This window comes from Collinsella sp. OM04-5, assembly GCF_003439125.1.
Classification (GTDB): Bacteria; Actinomycetota; Coriobacteriia; order Coriobacteriales; family Coriobacteriaceae; genus Collinsella.
In genome coordinates this window covers 131,765-157,728 of record NZ_QSUU01000004.1, presented here as the reverse complement: position 1 = coordinate 157,728, position 25,964 = coordinate 131,765, and the positions used below count along the sequence as shown (strand labels likewise).

Here is a 25,964-nt window from a genome sequence, read left to right as displayed (position 1 = left end):
CTTAGCGGGCGCAGGGCGTGCCGGCGCTCAGATGATTGATAAGACTTGCCTGGTAGGCGGCACCAAAGCCGTTGTCGATATTGACGACCGAGACGCCGCTGGCGCAGGAGTTGAGCATGGCGAGCAGCGCGGCCACGCCACCAAAGTTCGCGCCGTAGCCCACGCTGGTGGGAACGGCGATGACCGGGCAACTCACCAGGCCGCCGATGACGCTCGCCAGGGCGCCTTCCATGCCGGCGATGGCGATGACCACCTGCGCCTGGGCAAGTTCCTCGGCATGCGCAAGCAGGCGGTGCAGCCCGGCGACGCCCACGTCGTAAAGGCGATCGACTTCGTTGCCATAGAACTCGGCCGTCAACGCGGCTTCCTCGGCGACGGGCAGGTCGCTCGTGCCGGCGCAGGCGACAACGATGCGTCCGTTGCCGGTAGGGGAGGGCTTGCCGCCCACGAGGGCGAGCTGCGCGTCCGGGACATATCCCAGGTCGATGCCGTTGCCGAGAAGCTCCGAGGTGCGGGCGGCCTTTTTGGCGTCCAGGCGCGTGACCAGGATGCGCTCCTGGCCGGCATCGCGCAGCGCTTTGATAATGGCGGCAATCTGATCGGCGGTTTTACCGGCACCGTAGACAACCTCGCCGGCTCCCTGGCGCACCCCGCGCGAAAGATCGAGCTGCGCAAAGCCCAAATCGGCGGTCGGAGCCGTCTGGATGCGCGTGAGGGCGACGGCCGGGGTGACTGCCCCGCCGGCAACATCGCTCAGTAACTGCTCAAGATCTCGCTTATCCATATATGTTCCCTTCGACGGCGCAAAGTCTAGCACTCAAAGGGTATGTTTCCGAACATTAAGACAAAATTGTTCGGAAACTATAGGACAGACTGATTCAATTGTTAGACGGATCGACTAGTCACGCAGGATGATGTCCATGGCGAGCATCAGATTGCGCTCGTCGATGGCAAACGGGGCGGCCTCGCGCGTCTTGGGCTTGGCACAAAACGCGATGCCCGTGCCCGCGGCCTGAATCATGGGGATGTCGTTGGCACCGTCGCCGATCGCGACGGTGTGGGCCATGTCGACGCCGCACTCAACTGCCCAGTCCAGCAGCTGGATGAGCTTGGACTCCTTGGTCACAATGTCGGCAGCCAACTTACCGGTGAGCTTGCCGCCTACGACCTCCAGACGGTTGGCCAGGCAAAAGTCGATTCCCGCGGCGGCCACGATCTTGTCGGCAACCTCGTGGAAGCCGCCACTTACGACGCCGACCTTCCAGCCCTTGCTGTGCGCCGAGCGCACAAGCTCCAGCGCGCCGGGGGTAAACGTCACGCGCTCAAAGGTGCGCTCGAACACGCTCTCGTCCAAGCCGGCAAGCAGCCCCACGCGCTCCTCGAGCGCTTGCTTAAAGTCAAGCTCGCCGCGCATGGCGCGCTCGGTGATCTGCGCCACTTGCTTGCCCACGCCGGCTTCCTCGCCCAACAGGTCGATGACCTCCTGGTTGATGAGCGTGGAGTCGATATCCATAACGATGAGGCGTGCAGTCATGGCGGGCCTTTCCAAGTGCAGTTGTATTGGGGCACATTGTCGCACGTGACGAGCGCGGGCGGGTGTCACGGCGCGTCAATTGTTTCGTCTCCGTCAAGTCTTTGGGCAGGAGCCACTTTTTCGCGGCACATCGACGCGAGTGCGATAAGATAGAACGCCATGTCTGGCTGCGCGGTTTACGCAGGCTGGGCAAATCTGTACGACGCCGCCCGGAACGACACGGGGCGGCACAGATCCATAAAGGAGGATCACTGGTATGAGCCAGACCCGTCCCATCGATGAGCATTCCATGCACACCCGTACCTGCGGCGAGCTTCGCTTCGAGAACGTGGGCGAAGAGGTCACCCTCACCGGTTGGGTGAGCCGTCGCCGCGACCACGGCGGCCTTATCTTCTGCGACCTTCGCGACCGTGAGGGCATCACGCAGCTCACCTTCGACCCCGAGCACTCCGACGGCGACGCCTTTAAGATCGCCGAGACCATGCGTCCCGAGTGGCCCATCAAGATTCACGGCGTCGTGCGCGCCCGTGGCGAGGAGACCACCAACACCAAGCTCGCGACTGGCGAGATCGAGGTCCTGACCGACCACGCCGAGGTGCTCAACACGTCCGTCACCCCGCCGTTCCAGATCGAGGACGGCATCGAGACCAGCGAGGACACCCGCCTGCGCTATCGCTATCTGGACCTTCGTCGTCCCGAGATGATGGCCAACCTCAAGCTGCGCTCCGACTTTACCTTTGCCATTCGCGAGGCGCTGCACAACCGTGAGTTCATGGAGGTCGAGACGCCCTCCCTGTTCAAGTCCACGCCCGAGGGCGCCCGCGACTTCATCGTCCCCAGCCGCATCCAGCCGGGCAACTTCTACGCCCTGCCGCAGTCCCCGCAGCTCCTGAAGCAGCTGCTTATGGTCGGTGGCGTCGAGCGCTACTATCAGGTTGCCAAGTGCTTCCGCGACGAGGACTTGCGTGCCGACCGTCAGCCCGAGTTCACCCAGGTCGATATCGAGATGTCCTTCGTGGACCAGAACGACGTTATGAGCGCGCTCGAAGAGGTTCTTGCCGATGCCTTCGGCCGCATGGGTGTCGAGATGCCCACGCCGCTGCGTCGCATGAACTACTGGGAGGCCATGGACACCTATGGCTCCGACAAGCCCGATACCCGCTATGGCATGCACTTGGTCGACCTGACCGACATCTTCGCCAACTCCAAGTTCAAGGTCTTTGCGACTGCCGCGAACGAGGAGGGCTCTGTCGTCAAGGCCATCAACGCCAAGGGCGCCGGTGCCTGGGCTCGCGCCAAGATCGATAAGCTTGCCGGCGTGGCTTCCACGTTTGGCGCCAAGGGCCTTGCCTGGATCGCCTTCCGCGAGGACGGCTCCATCAACAGCCCCATCGTCAAGTTCTTCTCGGACGAGGAGATGGCTGCCCTGCGCGAGCGCATGGACGTCGAGCCCGGCGACCTTGTGATGTTCGCCGCCGGCCCGCGCCTGCTCTCCGACGAGATCCTGGGCGGCATGCGTTCCCACATGGCTAACGCGCTCGAGATCAAGCGCGAGGGCCACGACTTCTTGTGGGTCGTCAACTTCCCGCTGTTCCACTGGGACGAGGACCGCAAGGCTTACGCTGCCGAGCACCAGCCCTTCACCCTGCCGACCGAGACCGACATCGCCAAGATCGAGGCCGACCCGCTGGCAGCCGGTTCCTGCACCTACGACTTTGTCATGGACGGCTTTGAGGCCGGCGGCGGCGGTATGCGTATCCACAACGCCGAAATGCAGATGTCCATGCTCAAGCTCCTGGGCTTTACCGAGGAGCGCGCCGAGTCGCAGTTCGGCTTCCTCATGGAGGCTCTCAAGTTTGGTGCGCCCCCGATGGGCGGCTTCGCCCTGGGCCTGGACCGCGTGTGCATGCTGCTCACCGGCTCCGACTCCATCCGCGACGTCATGGCGTTCCCCAAGACGGCCAGCGGCTCCGACCTCATGTCGGGCGCCCCGAGTGCCGTTTCCGGCGCCCAGCTCAAGGACGTCAGCCTGCGCCTGATGTAGGCAAGCGGCTACATATTGCCCGTAACGAGGGAAGGACACGTGCCTTCCCTCGTTTTTTATACGTCGAGATTGTGAGGGCATGGGATGACCGGGCGTTGCGGAAAGTGCGTCCCGGAATCTGCGTCCAGAACGGGTCGCGCTTTCCCAAAGGGGGTCCTCTGGGAAAGCGCGACCCAGAATTCGGCAAAATAATGGGGCACAGTTTCCGCTTGAGCGGTCTAACGGAAACTGTGCCCCAGAATGAGCGCTCAAAACGGGGCAGGCTTTCCGCAACAACTGTCTGGCGAAAAGCCCGGCCCAGTTTCCTACAGCGAGTCTCTCTGAACGAGCTGCATGTGCATCACGGAGGTGGTGGGCTCGGCGCCCTTGATCATGTCGAGCGCAATGTTGGCGGCCATGTGGCCTTCTTCGCGCAGGGGCTGGCGGACGGTCGTGAGTGCGGGGACGCAGCGCGCCGCAATCTCGTGATCGTCGAAGCCGACGACAGAAACGTCCGCCGGAACGGATAGGCCTGCCTCGTTGAGTGCGGTGATGACGCCAGCCGCGATACGGTCCGATCCGCAGAGCACGCCATCGAAAGCAATCTCGCGCGCGAGGATCTGGTGCATGGCCTGATAGCCGTCTCCGCTGTTCCAGCCGGTATAGATAACGTTTGCGTCTGGGAGGTCTTCGCCCAAGACGGCGCGGTAGCCGCGCAGGCGGTCGACAACAGCGGGGTTGTCTTGCGGTCCCAACACGGCGACGATATCTTTGCGCCCGCGCTCCTTCATGGCGAGTGCCGCAAAGCGTCCGCCCTCTTCGTCGTCAGAGTAGACCGTCGAGAACACATCGCGATAGGGGTGACCCTCGAGCTGGCCGCACAACACGGTGGGCACGCCCAGCTCGCGCAGTACCTCGAGCAGTTCGCTGCCCTTGTAGGGGGAGACGTTGATTACGGCGTCGAACGAGCGGCGCTCAAAGTGCTCGCGTGCGCGGTTGCGCTCATGCGTAGAAGACGCCTGCAAGATAACGGGCAGATAGGATGACTCCGACAGTTCTTCGGTAATGCCGCTCAAAAACTCGCTATAGGTGGGGTCGCTGAAGAGTTCACTCAGGGGCTCGGTCACGAGCACGGCGATGATTTCCGTGCGTCCGACAGCGAGCGCTCGGCCACGAGCGTTGGGGACAAAATTGACTTCCTTGGCCGCTGCGCGGACGCGCTTTTTGGTTTCCTCGCTAATGCGGGGCGAATCGTTGAGGGCGCGCGATGCCGTGGAGCGCGACACGCCGGCAGCTGCGGCAACCTCGGCAAGCGTAGGTGCGGTGCGAACTGGTTGGGTCATGGCGTCTCCTGGAAAATGCGGTCGATGTTGTCATTGATACGGGCTGGTGCGGATACAGCTTACTATAGTGCGCCTGAACAGCGTTCATGATATCCGGCCACTGGTGGCATTTCACGTTCAAGCTGCTGTTGAACATGGCTTGCACGGGTGGGGCATAGATGGGCGCGGCCGTTGTCAGCCGCCTGGGAATGCTGTTTTGCGCTGAGTTTCGATACTCAGGGTGACATAAGTGTCGTGGTTGTACAACCGGTTGCACCGTTAATCCGACAAAATCGACCGTTCGGCGGACAACCGGTTGCACAGATTTTTGTACCGCCCGTAAGATAAGGACAACCGGTTGCACAAAGAAGCACTACGATGACGAAGGAGCATCACCATGGACGCCATTAACGATTGGGAAAACCAAGCGCTCACCCACAGGAACCGCCTGGCACCCCATGCGTACTTTATGGGTTATGAGGCCGCCGATCTCGCCGCTACGTACAGCCGCGAGCTGTCGCGCGGATTTGTCCAGCTGTCCGGCTCGTGGCAGTTCCGCCTTTTTGAGGGCCCCGCGGCCGTCTCCAACGAAGCACTTTGCACGTACAAGCCCGAGTGGGATCACGTGGAGGTTCCGCACCTGTGGCAGGTAGACGGCTATGGCAACCTTGCCTACACCGACGAGGGTTTTCCGTTCCCGGTGGATCAGCCGTTCGTTCCCTCCGACGACCCTACGGGCGTCTACCAGCGCATCGTCAAACTTCCCGCCGTGCCTGCCGGCGCTCGCGAGATTATTCGCTTCGACGGTATCGAGAGCTACGGCGAGCTGTATGTCAACGGCAAGTTTATCGGCATGACCAAGGGTTCGCGCCTGTCCGCCGAGTTTGACGTGACCGACGCGCTCGTCGAGGGCGACAACCTGTTTGCGGTCAAGGTTCTGCAGTACAGCGATGGTAGCTACATCGAGGACCAGGACATGTGGTGGGCATCGGGCATCTTCCGCGATGTGTACCTCATGCAGCGTCCCGCCGCGCATCTGGTCGACTTTAGGTTCCGCACGCACCGCGAGGGCGATGCCGCTCTGATCACGCTCGATACGGTTGCCGAGGGCGCAAGTCGCGTCGTGTATACGCTCAGCGATGGCCAGAATGTGGTCGCTACGGGCGAGTGCGTCGACGGCCATGCCGAGTGCAGCGTTGCCGATGCCCACTTCTGGAACCCCGAGGACCCCTTCCTCTATGACCTTACGCTTGAGGTCTACGACGGCGACGAGGTCAGCGAGTACGTTCCGCATCGCCAAGGCCTTGCCGAGGTGACGGTCGAGGGCAATCATATCTACCTCAACGGCACCTACTTTAAGATGCATGGCGTCAACCGCCACGACCACGACGATCACAAGGGCCGCGCCGTGGGTCTCGAGCGCATGCGCCGCGACCTGGAGCTCATGAAGCAGCACAACATCAACGCGGTGCGCACGTCCCACTACGCCAACGATCCGCGCTTCTACGAGCTGTGCGACGAGTACGGCATCATGCTGGTCGCCGAGACCGATATGGAGAGCCACGGCTTCGAGAATATCGGCAATATCGCCCTGGTCACCGACGACCCTGCCTGGGAGCCGGCTTACGTTGACCGTGTTGAGCGCCTGGTGATGCAGGAACGCAACCACGCGTGCATCATCATGTGGTCGATGGGCAACGAGAGCGGCTATGGCTGCAACATCCGCGCGATGTACGCCAAAGCTCACGAGCTCGACGGTCGTCCGGTCCACTACGAGGAGGATCGCAACGCCGATACCGTCGACGTCATTTCCACCATGTACTCCCGCGTGTCGCAGATGAACGACTTTGGCGAGCATCCGTTCCCCAAGCCGCGCATCAACTGCGAGTACGGCCACTCCATGGGTAATGGTCCCGGAGGCCTGTCCGAGTACCAGGAGGTCTTCGATCGCTGGGATTGCATCCAAGGCCAGTTTATTTGGGAATGGTGCGACCACGGTTTGGCTGCTGTGACCGAGGACGGCGTTGCCTACGACATGTATGGCGGCGACAACGGCGATTACCCCAACAACAGCAACTTCTGCATCGACGGCATGGTGTTCCCCTGGCAGCAGCCGAGCCCGGGCCTTACCGAGTACGGCCAGGTCATCTGCCCGGTTCGCATGGCCTACGATGCCGAGGCGGGCGAGCTGACCGTCACCAACAAGCGTTGGTTTACCACCCTCGAGGATGTCTGCCTGTCGGCGGAGACCCTGGTGGACGGCGACGTGGTCTGCCGCAAGACGCTCATGCCCGGTGCGGTTGCCCCCGGCGAGTCCGTCCAGCTTCCGCTGGTGATTCGCGAGGCCGCAGTGGGCGAGACCCTGCTGACCGTGCACGCCTACACCATGGCGGCTCACGCCTGGTGCGAGCCGATGTTCCAACTGGGTGCAAGCCAGTTTGCCATCGCAAACCATCCGGCGCCGGCAATTGCCGCCCCCACTCGTCCTGAGCTTACGGTCGAGGAGACCGAGCAGGAGATTCGTATTCGCTCCCTCAACGGCGAGCTGACCTTCAGCAAGGTCAACGGTACCGTGAGCGAGTGGAAGGCATCCGGTCGCGACGTCATGACCTCCGGTCCCCAGGTTGGTTTTTGGCATCCGCTCGTCGATAACCACGCCCAGGAGTACGACTCCCTGTGGAAGGATAACTTCATCGATGTGATGCAGACGTCTACCCGCAATGTTTCTTGGAAGCAGGACGACAATGCGGTTGTCGTTACCGTGAGCCAGCGTATCGCTCCTCCCGTCCGCGCGTTCGGCATGCGCGTCGAGCTCGTCTATACCGTGCTTCCGAGTGGCCGCGTCGACCTCAAGGTTTCCGGCGAGCCCTACGGCGACTATTCGGACATTATCCCGCGCATCGGCATCTCCTTCGAGGTCCCCGGTTGTGATCGTGCCGTCGAGTGGTATGGCCACGGCCCGGGCGAGAACTATCCGGACTCGCTGCGCGCCAACCCGGTCGGTCATTACCGCACTACGGTCGACGACATGTTCACGCCCTACGTTATGCCCCAGGACTGCGCCAACCGCGAGGGTACCCGCTGGGTCGCCCTGCGCTCCAGCCACGGTGACGGTCTGGTCGTGACGCGTCCGAGCGACGCCGCTTCCAATCCGTTCTCGTTCTCCGCATGGCCCTATAGCTGCGAGGCTATCGATAATGCCAAGCATGTCTACGATCTTGTCCCGGGCGACACGGTTACGGTCAACATCAACGACCAGCTGCTCGGCCTTGGCTCGAACTCTTGGGGTTCCGAGGTGCTCGATTCCTATCGCACCCGTTTTGAGAGCTTCAGCTTTGAGGTTTCCCTGCGACCGCTGACGTCTGCCGATCTGGCTCAGGCGCTGGCACCCATTAAGGAGGCATAAGTCATGCATATCTTTAACTCGCGTGCCGATTTCGACGCCCAGATGAAGTCCGTCAAGAAGTGGATGCGTACCGGTCAGGCACTCGACGGCGTTTCTGAACTGCAGCACGATGTGGCGTACTCTATCGGCGACTCGCTGGTGTATTGGTGGGTGAACGCCCACGAGGCGGCTACTGCCGATCTGGTCGGTCACCGTCGCTACCATGCCGTGCTCGCCCCGCTCGACGGCAATCTGACCGTTGAGGTGGCTTCCAAGGCCGATCTTACCTGTACGCGCGCCTACAGCGATATCGATGATCGCGAGCGCTTTGAGGGTACGGGGGAGACCGTGACGATTCCCACCGGCGGCGTTGCCGTCGTCGAAATTGACGAGGCCTACCGTGTCGTGGCCGATGCCGCGGATCCCCGCGTCGTGGTGCTGCACGTGACAGTCGAAGGTTATTCCTTCCCCAACAAGTAGTATTCGTCCGCCTGGACGTTTGCTTCGCGCCGTTAAGGGGGATGGCTTTGTTGACTCCCTTTTCCCCATTCCCCTTAGCAGGTGCGCCGTCCGTGTTTGCACTTGCAGCTCGGACGGTTTTAGATGACATTTAACAGATGATTGGGAGGGCTTATGAGCTCTGAAAAACGAGGAACGATTGGTTCGTTCGCTCTGCTGGGCATGACGGTCGCCGCCGTGTTCGGTATCAAGAACATCATCAACAACAACGCGGCCATCGGCTTGGCAGCTGCGCCGTCGTTCTTCTTCGCCACGCTTTTGTACTTTGTCCCCTATACCCTGGTTACCGCCGAGTTCGTCGGCCTCAACAAGGACTCCGAGTCTGGCGTGTACGCATGGGTTAAGACCTCGATGGGTGGTCGCTGGGCGTTCCTGACGGCATTTAGCTACTGGTTCGTTAACCTGTTCTTCTTTGCGTCCGTCCTGCCCAACGTCATCATCTACGCGAGCTACGTGTTCTTTGGTGCCAACGCCGAGCTTTCGCAGCTGTGGATCACCATTATCGAGATCGTCGTCTTTGCTATCGCCACGTGGGTTTCGACCAAGGGCGCTAAGTGGATCGGCTCCATTTCCTCCTTCGGTTCGACCGCGGCTCTCGGCCTGACCGCCGTGTTCATCCTGCTGTCCCTGGCTGCTGCCTTTGGCGGCGTTGAGTTCGCTACGGCTCCTACTCCCGCTAACATGGCTCCCGACATGAGCAACTTCGCAACTGCGTGGGGCTTCTTCGGTACGCTTGCCTGGATCATCCAGGGCGTTGGCGGCGCTGAGTCTGTCGGCGTGTTCCTTAACGACCTTAAGGGTGGCGTCAAGGCCTTCGTGCGCACCGTCGTTATCGCCGGCCTGACCATCGGCCTTCTGTATGCAGGCGCTTCGCTGCTGGTTAACCTGTTCATCCCCGAGGGCGGCGTTGCCATCTCCACCGGTATCTTCGACGTATTCGGCGCTGTCTTTGCCCACTTTGGCATTCCCATGGAAGTGTCTACGCGCGCCATCGGCTTGATCCTTCTCGCCGCCACGCTGGGCTCCCTCATGATGTGGACCTCTGCTCCCATCAAGGTTTTCTTCACCGAGATCCCCAAGGGCGTCTTTGGTAGCAAGATCGTCGAGCTCAACGAGCATGGCATTCCTGCCCGCGCTGCTTGGCTGCAGTTCGCCATCGTCGTCCCCATCCTGATCATTCCGGCCCTGGGCTCCGGTAACCTCGACGACCTGCTCATGATCGTTACCAACATGACTGCTGCCACCGCTCTGCTCCCACCGCTGCTGATTTTGCTTGCCTACTTTATGCTGCGCAAGAACTTTGACGCCGCTCCCCGTGGCTTCCGCATGGGTTCGCGCCGCTTTGGCCTGGTCGTTGCCGCATTCCTGCTTGTGGTCTTCTGCTTCGTGCTTATCTGCGGCACCATTCCGCTCGATCAGCCGCTGTGGCTGACGCTGGTCTACAACGTTGGCGGCGTGGTTGTCTTCTTGGGCCTTGCCGTGATGTGGTACAACCGCTACATCAACCGCCTGCGCGAGACCGATCCCGAGGCCGCCGAGAACGAGCTTCGCCCTTCCGTCCTCGATATGATGGAGTAGCGGCTAGGATTAATCTACGGCTGTGGAATAAATCGATTCCCTTTCCTAAGGAGGGGCCTTACGAGGCCCCTCCTTTTGTGTTTTGGGGCATGGTTTTGGCCCCCGTGGTCAAAAAATGCCAAATATGAGTACTGTTGCAAAAGAAGTGCCATATTTTTCGGCCTGCTCTGAGCGAAAATGGGCTCAAAATCGATTTATCTAACTCCCTTTAAAGGGCGTTTGACGGCTTTCAACCTCTTCGAATCGCTCAAGCTAGGCAATTTGCTCTCGATTTTGCTGCTACTAAATTTGTGACAGTACTCATATTTGCCACTTTTTGACCACGGGGTATCCGGAGGGGCCCTCGATAAGCATCTAACGCTACAATAACTACCACGTGGCTGGGTTTGCCGGCCGAATGTGTGATGTCGTGGGAGGGGACATGGTCGAGTTTACAAAGACGATTAAAGATCCGTTGGGACTACACGCCCGCCCGGTTGCGCTGCTCTATGACATCATTGCCAAGCACCGTAGCGACGTGTCGGTCAGCATCGGCGACCGCCATACCGACGGTCGCGATGTCATGGGCCTCATGGCTCTCTACGGCGAGTGCGGCGAGGACATCATCTTTCGCGTTTCGGGCGTAGACGAGGCTTCCTGCGTTACGTCGATCAGAAACCTCTCGCTCTAAGCATGACAGGGCGCGGCAAAGGACAGCTCTTTGCCGCGCCTTTTTGTTTCATATAGGAAACTTTTTCGAAATCTGAATAGGGACCCTTTCCAAAAAGTTAACCACGTGCTAGTTTACTAAAGCGAACATAGACGTGGTTAACTTTTATCGCGTCGATGTTGAGGACGAACTGACGTTAGGAGCCACTCATGTCTTGCGGACCGCAGATGCCGGCCATGCCGCTTTCGATGGTAAAAGCGGGCGAAACCGTGCGCGTGTCTCGTGTAAAGGGCAATGAGGACATGAAGCACCACCTCAAGGACCTCGGCTTTGTCGAGGGCAACGAAATCCACGTGGTGAGCTCGAGTGGCGCCAATATCATCGTCACGGTGCTGGGCGCACGCTTTGGCATCGATTCCAAGGTTGCCATGCACATCATGACCGTCGGTTAGTCCGCAGCATTTCATAAAAACTGAAAGGGGGACAAGAGGATGAAGACGTTGGGTGACGTTAAGGTGGGCGAGAGCTCTACCATCGTCAAGCTTCACGGTGAGGGTGCGCTTCGCCGTCACCTTATGGACCTGGGGCTCATCAAGGGCACTTCGTTCAAGGTCGTGAAGGTTGCACCGCTCGGTGATCCGGTCGAGATCAACGTGCGCGGCTACGAGCTTTCCATCCGCAAGGAGGAGGCTGCCGTCGTCGAGGTCCAGTAAGGGCTCGCGGCGCATATATCTGCAGATAAAGTTAGGTTTTTCTAACTTAATGCAGCATCTTTGAAGCACATTATCCAGCCTGCGCGGAGAAAGCAGCGCAGGCACACAAGGAAGAAGGATTGAATGGCGGATTCTCAGATCCATGTCGCGCTGGCGGGTAACCCCAACTGCGGCAAGACCACGCTTTTCAACCTGATCACCGGCGCCAACGGCTACGTTGGCAACTGGCCCGGCGTCACGGTTGAGAAAAAGGAGGCCAAGCTCCTAAGCGACAAGAACGTTACCATCACGGACCTCCCTGGCATCTACTCGCTTTCCCCCTACAGCCCTGAGGAGCAGTGCTCGCGCGATTACCTCATGAGCGGCGAGCCCGATGTCGTCGTCCAGGTGGTCGACGCCACCAACCTCGAGCGTAACCTGTACCTGGCGCTTCAGGTTATCGAGACCGGCCTGCCCGTGGTCGTTGCCCTCAACATGGCCGACCTGGTCGAGAAGAACGGCGATAAGATCGACACGGACAAGCTCTCCAAGAAGCTCGGTTGTCCGGTCATGATGATCTCGGCCCTTAAGAACAAGGGCATCAAGGAGCTGTTCGAGCAGGTCAAGAAGTCCGCTGCTTCCAAGGGCCAGGTGCCGGAGCACAAGTTCGATTCCTCCATCGAGGACGTTCTGGACCACATCGAGAACAATCTGCCGGCGAGCGTTCCCGCCAACAAGCGCCGCTACTACGCTGTCAAGCTGTTCGAGCGCGACGCGGACGCCTGCAAGCTCATCAACCTCTCTAAGGAGAAGGCCGCTCGCGTGGAGCAACTGGTCGCCCAGTGCGAGCAGGATTGCGATGACGACGCCGAGTCCATCATTACCGGGGAGCGTTACGGCGTCATCGCGCACATCATTGACGAGTGCCTCACTAAGGCTCCGGCCAAGATGAGCACCTCCGAGAGGATCGACCGCGTGGTTACCAACCGTATCCTGGGCCTGCCGATCTTTGTGGTCATCATGTTCTGCGTGTACTACATCGCCGTTTCCACCCTGGGCGGCACGGTGACCGACTTCACCAACGACCAGCTCTTCGGTACCGACGGTTGGTATGTGCTCGGTCAGGGTCGCGACGCCTACGACGCAGCTGTCGAGGCTGCGGGCGACAATGCCGACTCGGTCGACCCGGCGCAGTACGGCCCCTATGTCCCCGGCATCACCACCGTGGTGCACGACGCCCTTGTGGCAGGTGGCACCGAGGACGGTGGCCTGGTCGATTCGCTGGTCTGCGACGGTATCGTCGGCGGACTGGGTGCCATCTTCGGCTTCGTCCCGCAGATGTTCCTGCTCTTTGTGATGCTGTCCTTTCTGGAGGACTGCGGCTATATGGCCCGCGTCGCCTTCATCATGGACCGTGTGTTCCGCCGCTTTGGCCTGTCCGGTAAGTCGTTCATCCCCATGCTCGTATCCTCGGGCTGCGGCGTCCCCGGCGTCATGGCCACCAAGACCATCGAGAACGAGAAGGACCGCCGCATGACGGTCATGACCACCACGTTTATTCCCTGTGGCGCTAAGCTGCCGATCATCGCCCTGCTCATGGGTTCCATCATCGGCGATTCTTCCACCACCGCCGCGTGGATCAGCCCGCTCTTCTACTTCCTGGGCGTCTTTGCCGTCATCGCTTCGGGCCTCATGCTCAAGAAGACCAAGCTCTTCGCCGGCCGCCCGACGCCGTTCGTTATGGAGCTTCCCGCCTACCACTTCCCGGCGATCCGCTCTTGGGCGCTGCACGTGTGGGAGCGCTGCTGGGCCTTTATCAAGAAGGCCGGCACGGTCATCTTCGCGTCCACCGTCGTTGTTTGGTTCCTGTCCAACTTTGGTAGCTACAACGGCACGTTTGGCTTCCTGCCTGCTATGGAGGGCATCCCCGAGGAGTTCATGGACTACTCCGTGCTTGCCATGCTGGGCAACCTGGTCGCCTGGATCTTCGCCCCGCTCGGCTTTAGCACCTGGCAGGCAACTGCGCTGACCGTCTCGGGCCTTGTCGCTAAGGAGAACGTCGTCGCCACCGCCGGTTCGCTGCTGTCCGTCGCCGACGCCGGCGAGACCGACCCGAGCCTGTGGACCGCGTTCGCCGGCATGTTCCCGACTATGGGCGCTTGCGTTGCCTTTGGTGCGTTCAACCTGCTGTGCGCTCCGTGCTTTGCCGCCATGGGCACTATCCGCAACCAGATGGATTCCGGCAAGTGGACCGCCATCGCGATCGGTTACGAGTGCGCCTTTGCTTGGGTCATTGGTCTGTTCATCAACCAGTTCTACAACCTGTTCGTTCTTGGACAGTTTGGTATCTGGACGGTTGTGGCCATCGTGCTGCTGGTTGCGATGCTCTTCCAGATCTTCCGTCCCATGCCTAAACATGCTTGGACCGACGAGGACGAGACCAACACTGCTTCCGCCGCAGTTTCCGCTTAAGTCCGAATAAGGATTAGCCCCTTTCCATGAGCCCGGGTGTCCCAGCGACACTCGGGCTTTTTGGTGCAATGGGGGACAGATTGCTTTGCTCCAGAAGTAAGATGTGGCGTTTCCGCAGATAAAACCGACCAAAACAAACCTGTCCCTTTTTGGCAGGTGGAAGATGGGGTAAAGTAAGTGGTGGTTAACTAGAGGAGGCTTACTATGGCACCTATCGATATTGTTGTGTTGGCTGTTATCGGCATTGCGTTTGTCGCCGTGTGCGTGCGTATCTACCGAAAGGGCACCTGCGCCGACTGCGCCCAGGGTGGCGTTTGTACGGGGCATTGCTCCAACAAAAAGACCTGCGCCGCACTTAAGGGCGTAGACAAAATCGCCGAAGACTTGGGCCGCGGTATCAAATAAAGGTCCAGGCACCCAAGCGCCTCGCGAGCATCCGTTCGCGGGGCGCTTTGCACATTTGGGGGAGAGTGTGGCGAGTTGAAGAGTATTTTTGGGTATCGCTAACTATGTGGTCAACGGCCCGCTCACCGTGGTCCATGCCGTAGCGAGCGCCAATCTCGCCGTCGAAGGCATGACCAACTACCTGGGCCTCTAACTCCATCCCGCCCATCAGTTGCGGTGAAATACAGACTGTTTTGGCCGTCAAAGGCCTTATCTACTCCGTATTCCACCGCAACTTTTTTGTGGGGTGGGCTAGAGACGCTGCATGCGGTACCCGACACCCATGTGCGTCTGAATCATCTTGGGGTGAGAGGGGTCTGCCTCGATCTTCTTGCGCAGGGTGCGCATGAACACGCGCAGGCTCGCCAGATCGCTGTCCCAGCTCGTGCCCCATATCTCGCGGGTGATGAAGGTGTGGGTGAGCACCTTGTCGACGTTTTTCGCCAGAAGGACGAGCAATTTGTACTCGGTTGGGGTGAGCGAGAGCTCGCGTCCGTCTTTCGTCGCGTATCCCGCGGCGTAGTCGATATGCAGCGGACCGTTGTCGAACGTGCTCGCTTCTGTCGATTCGCTTGACGCCATCGAGGAGCGCCTCAAATTCGCACGGACGCGCGCGAGCAACTCATCCACAGAAAAGGGCTTGGTGAGGTAGTCGTCTGCCCCTGCGTCAAGTGCTGCAATCTTGTCGGAATCTTCGGTGCGCGCCGAAATGACGATAATGGGGACTGCCGACCAGCTTCGGATCTTCGTGATGACCTCGATACCGTCAATGTCGGGAAGGCCGAGGTCGAGCATGATGAGGCTGGGGCCGTGCGACACCGCATCCATGATGGCGGCCTGGCCGTTGCAAACCTTGCTCACGACATAGCCGTGGAGGTCAAGCGCGGTCGAAACGAGGTTTTGAACGGTCAGGTCATCTTCGACCAGGAGGATGCGTGGCTTAGCGGCATTATTCATGAATCTCGATCTCCTCGGCGGGCAGGGTAAAACGGAAGACGGCCCCATGGGGGTGGTTGTCGCGAGCTTCGATGACGCCGCCATGCGCCTCCACGATGGAGCGGCAGAGCGACAGCCCAAGGCCGATGCTTCGACGCGAATCCACGGGCCGCGTATTGCGTGAGGTGAAGAAGCGCTCAAAGATATGAGGCTTGTCGCAGTCTGCCACACCCGGCCCATCGTCTGCGACGTCCACCACGACGAACGCACCCTCGCGACGTGCGCTGATGGTGACAGTCGAGTCCTCGGGCGTGTATTTGAAGGCGTTCATGATGAGATTCGTAAGCACCTGCATGATGAGATGGACGTCGATGCGTACCAGCAGGATGTCGTCAGTGTGCTCGATGGTGACGGTACGTCCATGCGATGCTTGGGCGACATGGCTGAGGGCGGCCTCGATGACCTCGTCGATGAGCTCGGATGTGAAGTTGAGGCAAATGGTGCCATCCTCGACGCGTGTGATGGCGAGGAGGTTCTCCACGGTATCGATAAGCCAGAGGGAGTCGTCGTAGATGGCATCGGCAAGATCGCAGCGTTGTTCGAGGCTGAGCTTCTCGTCGCTCTTCCGAAGGATTGCCGCAGATCCGGATATAGCCGTGAGTGGTGTCCTCAAATCGTGGCCGATGGAGCGCAAAAGGTTGGCGCGCAGCTGCTCGTTTTTCGCCAAGACCGCAGCCTCTTCGCGCTCTTGCGCCGCCCGGTCGCTTTCGAGCGCCAAGGCGCATTCGCCTACGATAGATAGGACGATCGAATGCTCGAAGGCTTCGATCTCGCGCCCCTCCAGGTCGATGCCGATGACACCGAATACCTTGTCGCCGGTGCGAACCGCGAGGTAGAGGCAGCGCGCCTCGGGCAGGGTCCGCGTGCTTGCGCCCGCGCGTTTGTTGTTGGTGTAGGTCCAGGTTGCAACAGCGCGCTCGTAGTCGGTGAGCAGCGACGCGGATCGGTTTTCGGTGCCAGCGGACTCATAGAGCGTCTTGCCGAGCGTGCCGTGTTCGGCGGTGTAGAAGACCACGTCGAGTTTTAGCAGTTTGATGAGTTGGTTCATGGCGACGCGGGCACACTCCTCCGCGCTATGGGCTTGCTGCAAGAGCTGGTTCGTTTCGAGGAGTACGCGCGTTTTGAATGCGTTCTCGGCGGAGGTACGGGCGTTGTCGGCGATGCGCGCAGTTAACTCGCCGGCGACCATAGCGGTAGCGAACATGATGCCGAACGTGACCAGATAGCTTCGGTCGTAGCTGGCGAGCGAAAACAGAGGCGTTACGAAGCAGAAGTTGTAAAGCACTACAGAGAGCACGCTCGATACGATCGTGCAGATACGCCCCGTCGTGGTGACGGCGGTCAGCAGGGCCGTGAGGATATAGAGGGATATGATGCTGGAATCGGCAAATCCCAGATGGCGGAAAGCCGTGCCGATCGCTGTGGCGACAAGAGAGAGGGCCAGCGTGCGAAGCACGTTTCGGCTGCTGGGCGGCTGCAGGGCGAGCGCATGGCGGCGTCCTTTGGGTCGGGAGGGCGGAGTCGACTGGTCTGGAATGATGTAAATGTCGAGGTTCGGGGCGAATGTTATGAGCTGTTCTACGAGAGATTTGCGGCCAAAGAGGGCCTGACGGACGCTGCTGTGCTCGCCCGTGCGCCCCATGACGATCTTCGAAATACCCGACAGGCGTGCGAACTCGGAGATCTGAAACGCGACGTCGTCGCCATAGACGGTTTCCATATGTGCTCCGAGCTGCTCGGCTAGGGCGATATTGTCTGCAAGCTTGGCGCGCTCATCATCGCTCATGGCTTGCGTGCGCGGGCTCTCTACGAACAGGGCGACGAGCTCGCTGCGAAACGCTTTCGCCATGCGTGCGGCGGCACGGACGATGCGGGGATTGGTCGGCGCCGGGGAGACACAGACTAAGATACGCTCCCTGGTGTAGTAGTCACGGTTTCCCAGCACGCGTGCGGCGTCTGTGAGGTGGCCGGTGCGATCGGCGCAGCGGCGCAGCGCGATTTCTCGGAGTGCGGTGAGGTTCTCGACGGTAAAAAAATGCTGTTGCGCTCGCTCGGCTTGTGCGGGACGGTAGACGAGGCCGGCGCGAAGGCGCTCAAGTAGGTCTTCGGGCTCTATGTCAACGAGCTCGACCTGGTCGGCATCATCGAAGATGCGGTCGGGGATTCGTTCGCTCACGACAACGCCGGTGATGGATGCAACCATGTCGTTTAGGCTCTCGATATGCTGAACGTTCACAGTCGTATAGACGTCGATGCCTGCATGTAGAAGTTCCTCGACGTCTTGATAACGTTTGTCGTGGCGAGACCCCGGCGCATTCGTATGGGCGAGCTCGTCGACAAGGATGAGCTGAGGGGCGCGTTCGATAGCCGCATCTAGATCGAACTCGCTGAGCGCAATGCCGTTGTGCTCAGCGAGTTTACAGGGCACGTTCTCAAGCCCTTGTGCAAGATGGGCAGTTGCCGGACGTTCGTGCGGCTCGATGTATCCCGCGACGACGTCGACACCTCGCCGCTTGGCGGCGTGGGCGGCTTGAAGCATCGCATAGGTTTTGCCTGCACCAGCAGCGTAGCCAAAGAAAATCTTGAGGTGTCCCCGGCTGGTTCGAGCGTCATCGGCGGCCTCGTCTTTCTCAATTGCCTTGAGGATGAGGTCTGGATTGACGCGAGTGTCCGATGCGTCGCGCTGCATAGCGTAGCCTTTCTGAAACGTTGCCCATGCGTGCATACGCGGTGAGGACGCCACTGTATGCTCGCGAGGTCGAGTATAGGCGCACTGCAGCCGCAATAGTGCTTTCTACCTGCATCTTTACGGCATCTTAAGGTCGTGAGCCCCGGCCCTCACGCCTCTTTAATCTCTAGAAGCGTTTACTGTCCCCAGGCGCTTGCGAGAGCAGGCGTCCGAGACATCGGACCGCGCGTGAAAGGGGCGGTAAATGAACATCCTCATTCCCATCATCGGAGTCGTCTGCATTGGACTCCTTATCTATTACATCTACATTCTGATGAGGAGTGATTCGTAAACTATGGACGCTGCGATTCAGTACATCTTGTACTTTGCCGTGCTCGTCGTCCTGGCCGTTCCGCTCGGTCGGTTCATGGCCCATATCATGGATGGTGAGCATACGTTCCTGTCGCCTGTGATTGCTCCTGTGGAGCGTGGCGTCTATCGTCTGCTTCGCATCGACGCGGCAGAGCAGATGGGGTGTAGGCGCTACCTGGCGAGCGTGCTGGTCTTTTCGGGGATCGGCCTCGTGGTCCTTGTGGCACTTCAAGCGCTTCAGTCCTTCTTGCCAGGCAATCCCCAGCACCTGCCGGGTGTGCCATGGGACCTGTCGTTCAATACGGCTGCTTCCTTCATAACCAACACCAACTGGCAGTCCTACTCCGGCGAGACCACCCTGTCCTACCTTGTGCAGTTCATGGGTCTCACCGTGCAGAACTTCGTTTCCGCTGGCGCCGGTATCGCGGTCATGTTCGCGCTGATTCGTGGCTTCCGTCAGGTCAAGGAGCAGAGCTTGGGTTCCTTCTGGGTCGACCTCACCCGCACCGTCCTGTATGTGCTCATCCCGCTGAACCTCGTGTTCGGCATCTGCCTGGCTGCCGGTGGCGTCATCTCCAACTTCCAGCCGGCTCAGAAGGCTGAGCTCGTAGAGCCCGTCGCCGTCCAGCCTAATGCAGACGGCGGCTGGAGCGTCCTCGACGGCGCCCAGATCGAGGGCGACACGGTCAAGGTCGACGGCAAGGTTGTCGAGGGCGCGCGCGTGGTCACCGAGCAGTTCCTGCCCCAGGGTCCTGCGGCTCCTCAGGTCGCCATCAAGCAGTCCGGAACCAACGGCGGCGGCTTCTTCGGCGTGAACTCCGCCCATCCGTATGAGAACCCCAGTGCCTTCACCAACATCATCGAGATGACCAGCCTGCTGCTGATCCCGGCTGCCTGCTGCTTCACCTTCGGTATCGGCGTCAAGAACACCAAGCAGGGCAAGGCCATCTTTGCCGCCATGTTCATCCTGCTGGTGATCTTCACCGGCATCATCGCCGTCAACGAGCATGCGGGCACCCCGCAGCTGGCCGATGGCGGAGCGGTCAATATCGAGATGACCGACGGCCAAGCCGGCGGCAACATGGAGGGCAAGGAGAGCCGCTTCGGTATCGTCACCTCCTCCACGTGGTCGGCTTACACCACCGCCGCTTCCAACGGCTCGGTTAACTCCATGCACGACTCCTACACCCCGCTGGGCGGTTTTGTCCAGATGCTCCAGATGGCTCTGGGCGAGGTTGTCTTCGGCGGCGTGGGCTGCGGCCTGTACGGCATGATCGGCTTCGCCATCCTCACAGTGTTCATCGCCGGCCTTATGGTCGGCCGCACGCCCGAGTTCCTGGGCAAGAAGATCGAGCCGGGCGAGATGCGCTGGGCAGTTGTCCTGTGCCTGGCAACTCCGTTTGCCATTCTGGTGTGCTCGGCCATCGCCTGCATGGTGCCCGGTCTTGCCGACCAGCTCAACAATGGTGGCGCGCACGGCTTCTCCGAGGTGCTGTATGCCTTCACCTCATGCGGCGGCAACAACGGCTCGGCGTTTGCAGGTATGAACTGCAACATTCCCTGGATCAACGTCATGCTCGGCCTCGAGATGCTGTTCGCCCGCTTCATGCCCATCATCGGTACGCTGGCTATCGCCGGCTCGCTGGCCAAGAAGGGTAAGGTCGCCGAGAGCGCCGGTACCCTGTCTACCACCAACGGCATGTTCGTATTCCTGCTCGTGTTCATCGTTCTGCTGATCGGTGCCCTGAGCTTCTTCCCGGCCCTGGCGCTTGGCCCCGTTGCCGAGTTCTTCCAGATGATTGCGTAAAGGAGGGCGCAGATTTATGACTATGCAAAAAGACATGATGGGCCGCGCGGTCCGCGACTCGTTTGCCAAGCTGGACCCTCGCGTCCAGATTCAAAACCCGGTCATGTTCCTGGTGTGGCTTTCAGCCGTCATGACCTCCGTCCTGGTCGTCGCTTCCATCTTCGGTGTGCGGGACGCGGGTGTGCCCACCTACTATGTGGTCGCCATCGCGGTCATCCTGTGGCTCACCGACCTGTTCTCGAACTTCGCCGAGGCGCTTGCCGAGGGCCGCGGTAAGGCTCAGGCTGATTCTCTGCGTGCGGCCAAGAAGGATGTCGAGGCCCATCGCATCGAGTCCGTTGAGGACAAGGAGCACTTCACCGTCGTTCCCGGCACCGAGCTCACGCGCGGCGACCTGGTGATTGTACGCGCCGGCGAGCAGATTCCCGGCGACGGCGACGTCATCGAGGGCGCTGCCTCCGTTGACGAGTCCGCCATCACCGGCGAGTCCGCCCCCGTGGTCCGCGAGGCCGGCGGCGACCGCTCTGCCGTTACCGGCGGTACCACGGTGCTGTCCGACTGGATCATCGTCAAGATCTCCAGTGAGCCCGGCCAGAGCTTCCTGGACAAGATGATCGCGATGGTCGAGGGTGCCGCGCGCAAGAAGACCCCTAACGAGATCGCTCTGGAGATCTTCCTGGTGGCCCTTTCCATCGTCTTTATTCTGGTCACGCTGGCCCTGTATTGTTACTCCTGCTTCTCGGTCGGTCTTAACGACATGGTCAACCCCACGGCCGTGACCACGCTCGTGGCGCTGCTCGTGTGCCTGGCTCCCACTACCATCGGCGCCCTTCTGTCCGCCATCGGCATCGCCGGCATGAGCCGTCTGAACGAGGCCAACGTGCTGGCCATGTCCGGCCGCGCCATCGAGGCCGCCGGCGACGTCGACATCCTCATGCTCGACAAGACCGGCACCATCACCCTGGGTAACCGCCAAGCCGCCGAGTTCATCCCGGTCGACGGCGTCGATCCCGCGGAGCTGGCCGATGCCGCCCAGCTTTCCTCGCTGGCCGACGAGACCCCCGAGGGCCGTTCCATCGTCGTGCTCGCCAAGGAGCAGTTCGGTCTGCGCGGCCGCACGCTCGAGGATAAGGGCATGGAGTTCATCCCGTTCACCGCGGCAACGCGTATGTCCGGCGTGAACTACGAGGGCAATGAGATCCGCAAGGGCGCTGCCGATTCCGTGCGCACCTATCTGGAGGCAGCCGGCGGCGTGTTCTCCCAGGAGTGCGAAGAGGCCGTCGAACGCATCGCCAAGGCCGGCGGCACCCCGCTGGTCGTGACCAAGAACTGCCGCGTGCTGGGCGTTGTGTACCTCAAGGACATCATCAAGTCCGGCGTTAAGGAGAAGTTCGCCGACCTGCGCAAGATGGGCATCAAGACCATCATGGTGACGGGCGACAATCCGCTCACCGCCGCGGCAATCGCCGCCGAGGCCGGCGTTGACGACTTCCTGGCCGAGGCCACCCCTGAAGGCAAACTCGAGAAGATCCGCGAGTTCCAGCGTGAGGGTCACCTGGTCGCCATGACCGGCGACGGCACCAACGACGCGCCCGCTCTGGCCCAGGCCGACGTCGCCGTGGCCATGAACACGGGCACCCAGGCTGCCAAGGAGGCCGGCAACATGGTCGACCTCGACTCCAGCCCCACCAAGCTCATCGAGGTCGTGCGTATTGGCAAGCAGCTGCTCATGACCCGCGGCTCGCTCACGACCTTCTCGGTGGCCAACGACGTGGCGAAGTACTTCGCTATCATCCCGGCCCTGTTCTCGCCGATCTATTCGGGACTGGGCGCCCTCAACATCCTGAGCCTCACCAACCCGTTGACGGCCGTGCTGTCCGCCATCATCTACAACGCGCTGGTCATCGTCGCGCTAATTCCGGCGGCTCTCAAGGGCGTCAAGTACCGCGAGGTTCCATCCGGCCAGCTGTTGACCCATAACCTGCTGGTGTGGGGTCTGGGCGGCATCGTGGCGCCGTTCGTATTCATCAAGATTATCGACATGCTGCTGGCCTTGTTCGGCATTGGCATGATGTAGACGGAGGTTTGTATGTTCAAAGGTATCGCATCGCGCGCACTTGGCGTGTTCGCGCTGTTTACCATCGTCTGCGGCCTGGGATACACGCTCGTGGTGACCGGCGTCGTGCAGCTTGCGTTTCCGTACCAGGCGAACGGATCGCTTATTACGGTCGACGGCAAGGTTGTGGGTTCCGAGCTCATCGGCCAGAACTTCGATGACGAAGCCCACATGTGGGGTCGTATCCAGAACGTGTCAATTGTCGAAGGCGAAGACGGCGAGCTCATGGCGTATGGTGCCCCGTCCAACCTGTCCCCGGCGAGTGAGAAGTATCGGCAGCTTGTGGATGCGCGCGTGAAGAAGATTCGCGCCGCCAACTCCGATGCCGATATGGACGCTGTGCCCGTCGACCTGGTGACGTGTTCGGGGTCCGGCCTCGACCCGGAGATCTCTCCGGATGCCGCCGAGTACCAGGTCCCGCGCCTTGCCAAGGCCACGGGCAAGAGCGAAGACGAGGTGCGCGAGATCATCGCCCAGTGCACCAAGGGCCGTTTCCTCGGCGTGTTCGGCGAGCCCACGGTTAACGTGCTCAAGGTGAACCTTATGCTGGACGGCGCGCTGTAAGTGAGGGAGTGGCGGATGAGGGCATGACTGACTATCTGAGCCCTCAATTCCACCCCGCCCATCGGTTGCGGTGAAATACGGACTGTTTTGGCTGTCAAAAGTCTCATCTACTCCGTATTCCACCGCAACTTTTTTGTGAGGGTCGGGATTGAAGGTGGGGAGTGCGAGCGAGTGCGAATGCGGCGGATACTGATACGATAAGTACGTTAGTAACTGCCGCCGAGCGGCTCAAACGAAAGGAAGCCTGCATGGAGTCTTCTGCCTATCCAATGCTCTTTAGCCCGATCAAGGTCGGTACGACCGAGGTCAAGAACCGCGTCTTTATGCCGCCAGTGTCAACCAACCTGGCCGATCATGGCTATGTGACCGACGACTTGGTCGATCATTACCGCGCCCGCGCCAAGGGCGGCGTGGGCCTCATCATCACCGAGGTCGTGACGGTCGAGCCCACCTATACCTATCTGCCGGGTGACATGTGCTGCTACGACGACACGTTTATCCCCGGCTGGGAAAAGCTCGCCGCGGCCGTCCACGAGTACGGCTGCAAGATCATGCCGCAGCTCTTCCACCCCGCCTACATGGCCTTTAACATTCCAGGCACGCCGCGCCTGATCGCCCCGTCCTTTGTGGGCCCGTCCTATGCCCGCGAGGCACCGCGTCCCATCACGGTTGACGAGATCCACGAGCTCACGCATCAGTTCGGCGACGCTGCCGTGCGTATGCAGAAGGCCGGCGTCGATGGCGTCGAGGTCCATGCGGCGCACGCCCACGGTATGCTCGGCGGCTTTTTGACTCCGCTCTACAACAAGCGTACCGACGAGTACGGCGGCTCGCTCGACGCCCGCATGCGCTTCCTGCTCGAGGTCATCGCCGAGATTCGCGAGCGCTGCGGCAAGGACTTCATTATCGACGTCCGTATCTCGGGCGACGAGTACACCGATGGCGGCCTGACCCTCAACGACATGATCTACGTCTCGCGTCGCCTGGAGAAGGCCGGCGTCGACATGATTCATGTGTCGGGCGGCACCACCATCAAGCGTGGCTCCGCAATTCCCGCCGCCGGTACGCAGCAGGCCTCGCATGCCGCCTGCTCGCGCGAGATTAAGAAGCACGTCAACATTCCCGTTGCCACGGTCGGCCGCATCAACGAGGCCTGGATCGCCGAGGAGCTGATCGAGGACGGCGCCGCCGACATCTGCATGATGGGCCGCGCCAATCTGTGCGATGCCGAGTTCTGCAATAAGGCGGCTGCCGGCAACGCCGACGAGATCCGTCCCTGCATCGGCTGCCTGCGCTGCCTGAACGGCATCATGTTTGGCAAGCGCATCTCCTGCACCGTCAACCCGGACGTCGAGCGCGACGAGGCCGGCTACGAGCCTGCCGCCGAGGCCAAGAACGTGCTCGTCGTGGGCGCCGGTCCCGCTGGCATGGAGGCGGCCTACATTGCCGCCAAGCGCGGCCATAACGTGGTGCTCGTGGATAAGCAGGACGAACCGGGCGGCGAGATGCGCATCGCGGCCGTTCCGCCGGCAAAGCAGGAGCTCACTCGTGTGATCAAGTACCAGTACCGTCGCCTGGCCGAGGCCGGCGTCACGTGCGTATTTGGCACTGAGCTTACTGCCGAGGACATTCAGCGTGACTACGCCGGCTACGAGGTCGTCCTAGCTTATGGCGCCGAGCCCATCGCTCCGGCCTTCATGCAGGGCTTTAAGCAGGTTATGACGGCTGACGACCTGTTGGGCGGCAAGGCTTTTCCGGGCAAGAAGATCGTCATCGTGGGCGGCGGCACCGTCGGCTGCGAGACGGCCGATTACCTGGCCCCGTTGGTCAACGACCTGTCGCCGGCCAATCGCGATGTCACCGTCATCGAGATGACCAAGACGCTCGCCGCCAACGAGGGCGGTGCCGGCCGCGCGGTGCTCATCACGCGCATGCTCTCCAAGGGTGTCCACGTGCTGACTGAGGCCAAGGTGACCGAGATTACCGAGGATGCTATCAGCTACGAGAAGGACGGCGAGGTCCACACCATCACCGGTGCCGATACGCTGGTGCTTGCCATGGGCTATCGTCCCAATACCAAGCTGGCAGACGACCTGGCTGCAGCCGGTGTTGCCACCCACGTGCTGGGCGATGCCAACAAGTGCGGTAACATTCGCGACGCCATCGGCGATGGCTACAAGGTTGCCTGTGAGCTCTAGTTAACCCTTTGTTGCGTGGGGGCCAGGTTACTTTGCGCTAAGTTGATGCATGTAAACCTGACCCCATTGCACCATTTGATAAAACGCAAGCGCTCGCTGCCTGCGTTTTATCAAAGAAAGATTATTGTCGAGCCTTAAATGCCTTTTGTTTGTGTGCCTTCCGCAATCATATTGCGGTTGTAGACCAGGTGCAGATACATCGCATCGTGAGCGGCGGTGGGGTTGCGCGTCTCAATGGCGTCGGCCACACCGTGGTGCGTGCGGATGGTCTCCTCGACGAACTTTTTTGCCCGTTACGTCGATAAAGAGGGGAACGGATGCCTTGAGCACACCCATCAGACGGGTAACGGCGAGGTTGCCGCCATCCCAGGGCGGCTTCATGGGGTAGCGCCCGTACGCATCGAATTTTTCCTCTCATAGATGTGCGGCACAAAGAGCCCCGAGTTCATACGAGCTCGGGGCTCTTTTCGTTTGGATTTCAGACGTATTGACAGACGAAAACAGTCTGCGTCCGGTATTGAGCCATACGAAAGCGAAATTATGCGTCTTAATTCCGTACGCAAATCAAGACGAAAACAGTTTGCGTCTTATATAAATCAGTACGCAAACGGTTTTCGTCTTATAA

General features: G+C 60.5%; 18 protein-coding genes. 13 read left to right on the top strand and 5 right to left on the bottom strand.

Annotation, left to right across the window (positions count from 1 at the left end):
- Position 1 precedes the first annotated feature (1 nt).
- Positions 2-784 carry a nickel pincer cofactor biosynthesis protein LarB gene (gene larB, locus DXB53_RS03815; protein ID WP_117583381.1) on the bottom strand — a complete coding sequence of 261 codons (783 nt, stop codon included), beginning with the start codon at positions 782-784 and terminating at the stop codon, positions 2-4.
- A gap of 114 nt (positions 785-898) precedes the next feature.
- On the bottom strand, positions 899-1,534 hold the full coding sequence (serB, locus tag DXB53_RS03810; protein ID WP_117583380.1) for a phosphoserine phosphatase SerB: 636 nt from the start codon (positions 1,532-1,534) through the stop codon (positions 899-901).
- A 256-nt stretch (positions 1,535-1,790) separates the two neighbouring features.
- Here serB and aspS point away from each other — a divergent pair, with 256 nt between their 5' ends.
- Positions 1,791-3,578 (top strand): aspartate--tRNA ligase, encoded by a 1,788-nt coding sequence (gene aspS, locus DXB53_RS03805; protein ID WP_117583379.1) that lies wholly within the window; start codon positions 1,791-1,793, stop codon positions 3,576-3,578.
- Positions 3,579-3,883: 305 nt separating this feature from the next.
- Here the strand turns inward: aspS and DXB53_RS03800 are convergent, their stop codons facing one another.
- A complete protein-coding gene (locus DXB53_RS03800; protein WP_117583378.1) occupies positions 3,884-4,900 on the bottom strand; it encodes a LacI family DNA-binding transcriptional regulator in 1,017 nt (338 codons plus the stop codon).
- Positions 4,901-5,276: 376 nt separating this feature from the next.
- On the opposite strand from DXB53_RS03800, the gene DXB53_RS03795 reads away from it, so the two are divergent.
- The 8 genes from DXB53_RS03795 to DXB53_RS03760 all read left to right on the top strand — a co-directional run bounded on the left by DXB53_RS03795 (position 5,277) and on the right by DXB53_RS03760 (position 14,579).
- The gene (locus DXB53_RS03795; protein ID WP_117583377.1) at positions 5,277-8,285 is read left to right on the top strand and encodes a glycoside hydrolase family 2 TIM barrel-domain containing protein; all 3,009 of its coding nucleotides are present in this window, start codon (positions 5,277-5,279) and stop codon (positions 8,283-8,285) included.
- A gap of 3 nt (positions 8,286-8,288) precedes the next feature.
- Positions 8,289-8,744 carry a hypothetical protein gene (locus DXB53_RS03790; protein WP_117563669.1) on the top strand — a complete coding sequence of 152 codons (456 nt, stop codon included), beginning with the start codon at positions 8,289-8,291 and terminating at the stop codon, positions 8,742-8,744.
- Between the two features lie 153 nt (positions 8,745-8,897).
- Positions 8,898-10,361 (top strand): amino acid permease, encoded by a 1,464-nt coding sequence (locus tag DXB53_RS03785; RefSeq protein ID WP_117583376.1) that lies wholly within the window; start codon positions 8,898-8,900, stop codon positions 10,359-10,361.
- A 421-nt stretch (positions 10,362-10,782) separates the two neighbouring features.
- On the top strand, positions 10,783-11,031 hold the full coding sequence (locus DXB53_RS03780; RefSeq protein WP_022094361.1) for an HPr family phosphocarrier protein: 249 nt from the start codon (positions 10,783-10,785) through the stop codon (positions 11,029-11,031).
- A 188-nt stretch (positions 11,032-11,219) separates the two neighbouring features.
- The gene (locus DXB53_RS03775; protein ID WP_022094360.1) at positions 11,220-11,462 is read left to right on the top strand and encodes a FeoA family protein; all 243 of its coding nucleotides are present in this window, start codon (positions 11,220-11,222) and stop codon (positions 11,460-11,462) included.
- Positions 11,463-11,501: 39 nt separating this feature from the next.
- On the top strand, positions 11,502-11,723 hold the full coding sequence (locus DXB53_RS03770) for a FeoA family protein (RefSeq protein ID WP_006234774.1): 222 nt from the start codon (positions 11,502-11,504) through the stop codon (positions 11,721-11,723).
- Positions 11,724-11,846: 123 nt separating this feature from the next.
- A complete protein-coding gene (locus tag DXB53_RS03765) occupies positions 11,847-14,174 on the top strand; it encodes a ferrous iron transporter B (RefSeq protein ID WP_117583374.1) in 2,328 nt (775 codons plus the stop codon).
- A gap of 204 nt (positions 14,175-14,378) precedes the next feature.
- On the top strand, positions 14,379-14,579 hold the full coding sequence (locus DXB53_RS03760) for a hypothetical protein (RefSeq protein ID WP_035136858.1): 201 nt from the start codon (positions 14,379-14,381) through the stop codon (positions 14,577-14,579).
- A gap of 291 nt (positions 14,580-14,870) precedes the next feature.
- Here DXB53_RS03760 and DXB53_RS03755 read toward each other — a convergent pair whose 3' ends face one another.
- Both DXB53_RS03755 and DXB53_RS03750 read right to left on the bottom strand, forming a co-directional pair.
- A complete protein-coding gene (locus DXB53_RS03755; RefSeq protein WP_117583373.1) occupies positions 14,871-15,575 on the bottom strand; it encodes a response regulator in 705 nt (234 codons plus the stop codon).
- A complete protein-coding gene (locus tag DXB53_RS03750) occupies positions 15,568-18,303 on the bottom strand; it encodes a sensor histidine kinase KdpD (protein ID WP_117583372.1) in 2,736 nt (911 codons plus the stop codon). The genes DXB53_RS03755 and DXB53_RS03750 overlap by 8 nt, the downstream gene beginning before the upstream one ends.
- Before the next feature lie 334 nt (positions 18,304-18,637).
- On the opposite strand from DXB53_RS03750, the gene kdpA reads away from it, so the two are divergent.
- The 4 genes from kdpA to DXB53_RS03730 all read left to right on the top strand — a co-directional run bounded on the left by kdpA (position 18,638) and on the right by DXB53_RS03730 (position 25,339).
- Positions 18,638-20,461, top strand: coding sequence for a potassium-transporting ATPase subunit KdpA (gene kdpA, locus DXB53_RS03745; protein ID WP_117583371.1), 1,824 nt, complete (start codon positions 18,638-18,640; stop codon positions 20,459-20,461).
- A 16-nt stretch (positions 20,462-20,477) separates the two neighbouring features.
- Positions 20,478-22,538, top strand: a complete 2,061-nt coding sequence (gene kdpB / locus DXB53_RS03740) for a potassium-transporting ATPase subunit KdpB (protein WP_117583370.1) — start codon at positions 20,478-20,480, stop codon at positions 22,536-22,538.
- Positions 22,539-22,550: 12 nt separating this feature from the next.
- Positions 22,551-23,141, top strand: a complete 591-nt coding sequence (gene kdpC, locus DXB53_RS03735; RefSeq protein WP_117583369.1) for a potassium-transporting ATPase subunit KdpC — start codon at positions 22,551-22,553, stop codon at positions 23,139-23,141.
- Positions 23,142-23,389: 248 nt separating this feature from the next.
- Complete coding sequence (locus DXB53_RS03730; RefSeq protein ID WP_117583368.1) at positions 23,390-25,339, top strand: NAD(P)/FAD-dependent oxidoreductase; 1,950 nt, start codon at positions 23,390-23,392, stop codon at positions 25,337-25,339.
- The last annotated feature ends 625 nt before the right edge of the window (positions 25,340-25,964 follow it).

Bases quoted from the DNA above. Each gene is read 5' to 3' on its own strand.
- larB (WP_117583381.1), bottom strand. From the start codon at position 784: ATGGATAAGCGAGATCTTGAGCAGTTACTGAGCGATGTTGCCGGCGGG.
- serB (WP_117583380.1), bottom strand. From the start codon at position 1,534: ATGACTGCACGCCTCATCGTTATGGATATCGACTCCACGCTCATCAAC.
- aspS (WP_117583379.1), top strand. From the start codon at position 1,791: ATGAGCCAGACCCGTCCCATCGATGAGCATTCCATGCACACCCGTACC.
- DXB53_RS03800 (WP_117583378.1), bottom strand. From the start codon at position 4,900: ATGACCCAACCAGTTCGCACCGCACCTACGCTTGCCGAGGTTGCCGCA.
- DXB53_RS03795 (WP_117583377.1), top strand. From the start codon at position 5,277: ATGGACGCCATTAACGATTGGGAAAACCAAGCGCTCACCCACAGGAAC.
- DXB53_RS03790 (WP_117563669.1), top strand. From the start codon at position 8,289: ATGCATATCTTTAACTCGCGTGCCGATTTCGACGCCCAGATGAAGTCC.
- DXB53_RS03785 (WP_117583376.1), top strand. From the start codon at position 8,898: ATGAGCTCTGAAAAACGAGGAACGATTGGTTCGTTCGCTCTGCTGGGC.
- DXB53_RS03780 (WP_022094361.1), top strand. From the start codon at position 10,783: ATGGTCGAGTTTACAAAGACGATTAAAGATCCGTTGGGACTACACGCC.
- DXB53_RS03775 (WP_022094360.1), top strand. From the start codon at position 11,220: ATGTCTTGCGGACCGCAGATGCCGGCCATGCCGCTTTCGATGGTAAAA.
- DXB53_RS03770 (WP_006234774.1), top strand. From the start codon at position 11,502: ATGAAGACGTTGGGTGACGTTAAGGTGGGCGAGAGCTCTACCATCGTC.
- DXB53_RS03765 (WP_117583374.1), top strand. From the start codon at position 11,847: ATGGCGGATTCTCAGATCCATGTCGCGCTGGCGGGTAACCCCAACTGC.
- DXB53_RS03760 (WP_035136858.1), top strand. From the start codon at position 14,379: ATGGCACCTATCGATATTGTTGTGTTGGCTGTTATCGGCATTGCGTTT.
- DXB53_RS03755 (WP_117583373.1), bottom strand. From the start codon at position 15,575: ATGAATAATGCCGCTAAGCCACGCATCCTCCTGGTCGAAGATGACCTG.
- DXB53_RS03750 (WP_117583372.1), bottom strand. From the start codon at position 18,303: ATGCAGCGCGACGCATCGGACACTCGCGTCAATCCAGACCTCATCCTC.
- kdpA (WP_117583371.1), top strand. From the start codon at position 18,638: ATGGACGCTGCGATTCAGTACATCTTGTACTTTGCCGTGCTCGTCGTC.
- kdpB (WP_117583370.1), top strand. From the start codon at position 20,478: ATGACTATGCAAAAAGACATGATGGGCCGCGCGGTCCGCGACTCGTTT.
- kdpC (WP_117583369.1), top strand. From the start codon at position 22,551: ATGTTCAAAGGTATCGCATCGCGCGCACTTGGCGTGTTCGCGCTGTTT.
- DXB53_RS03730 (WP_117583368.1), top strand. From the start codon at position 23,390: ATGGAGTCTTCTGCCTATCCAATGCTCTTTAGCCCGATCAAGGTCGGT.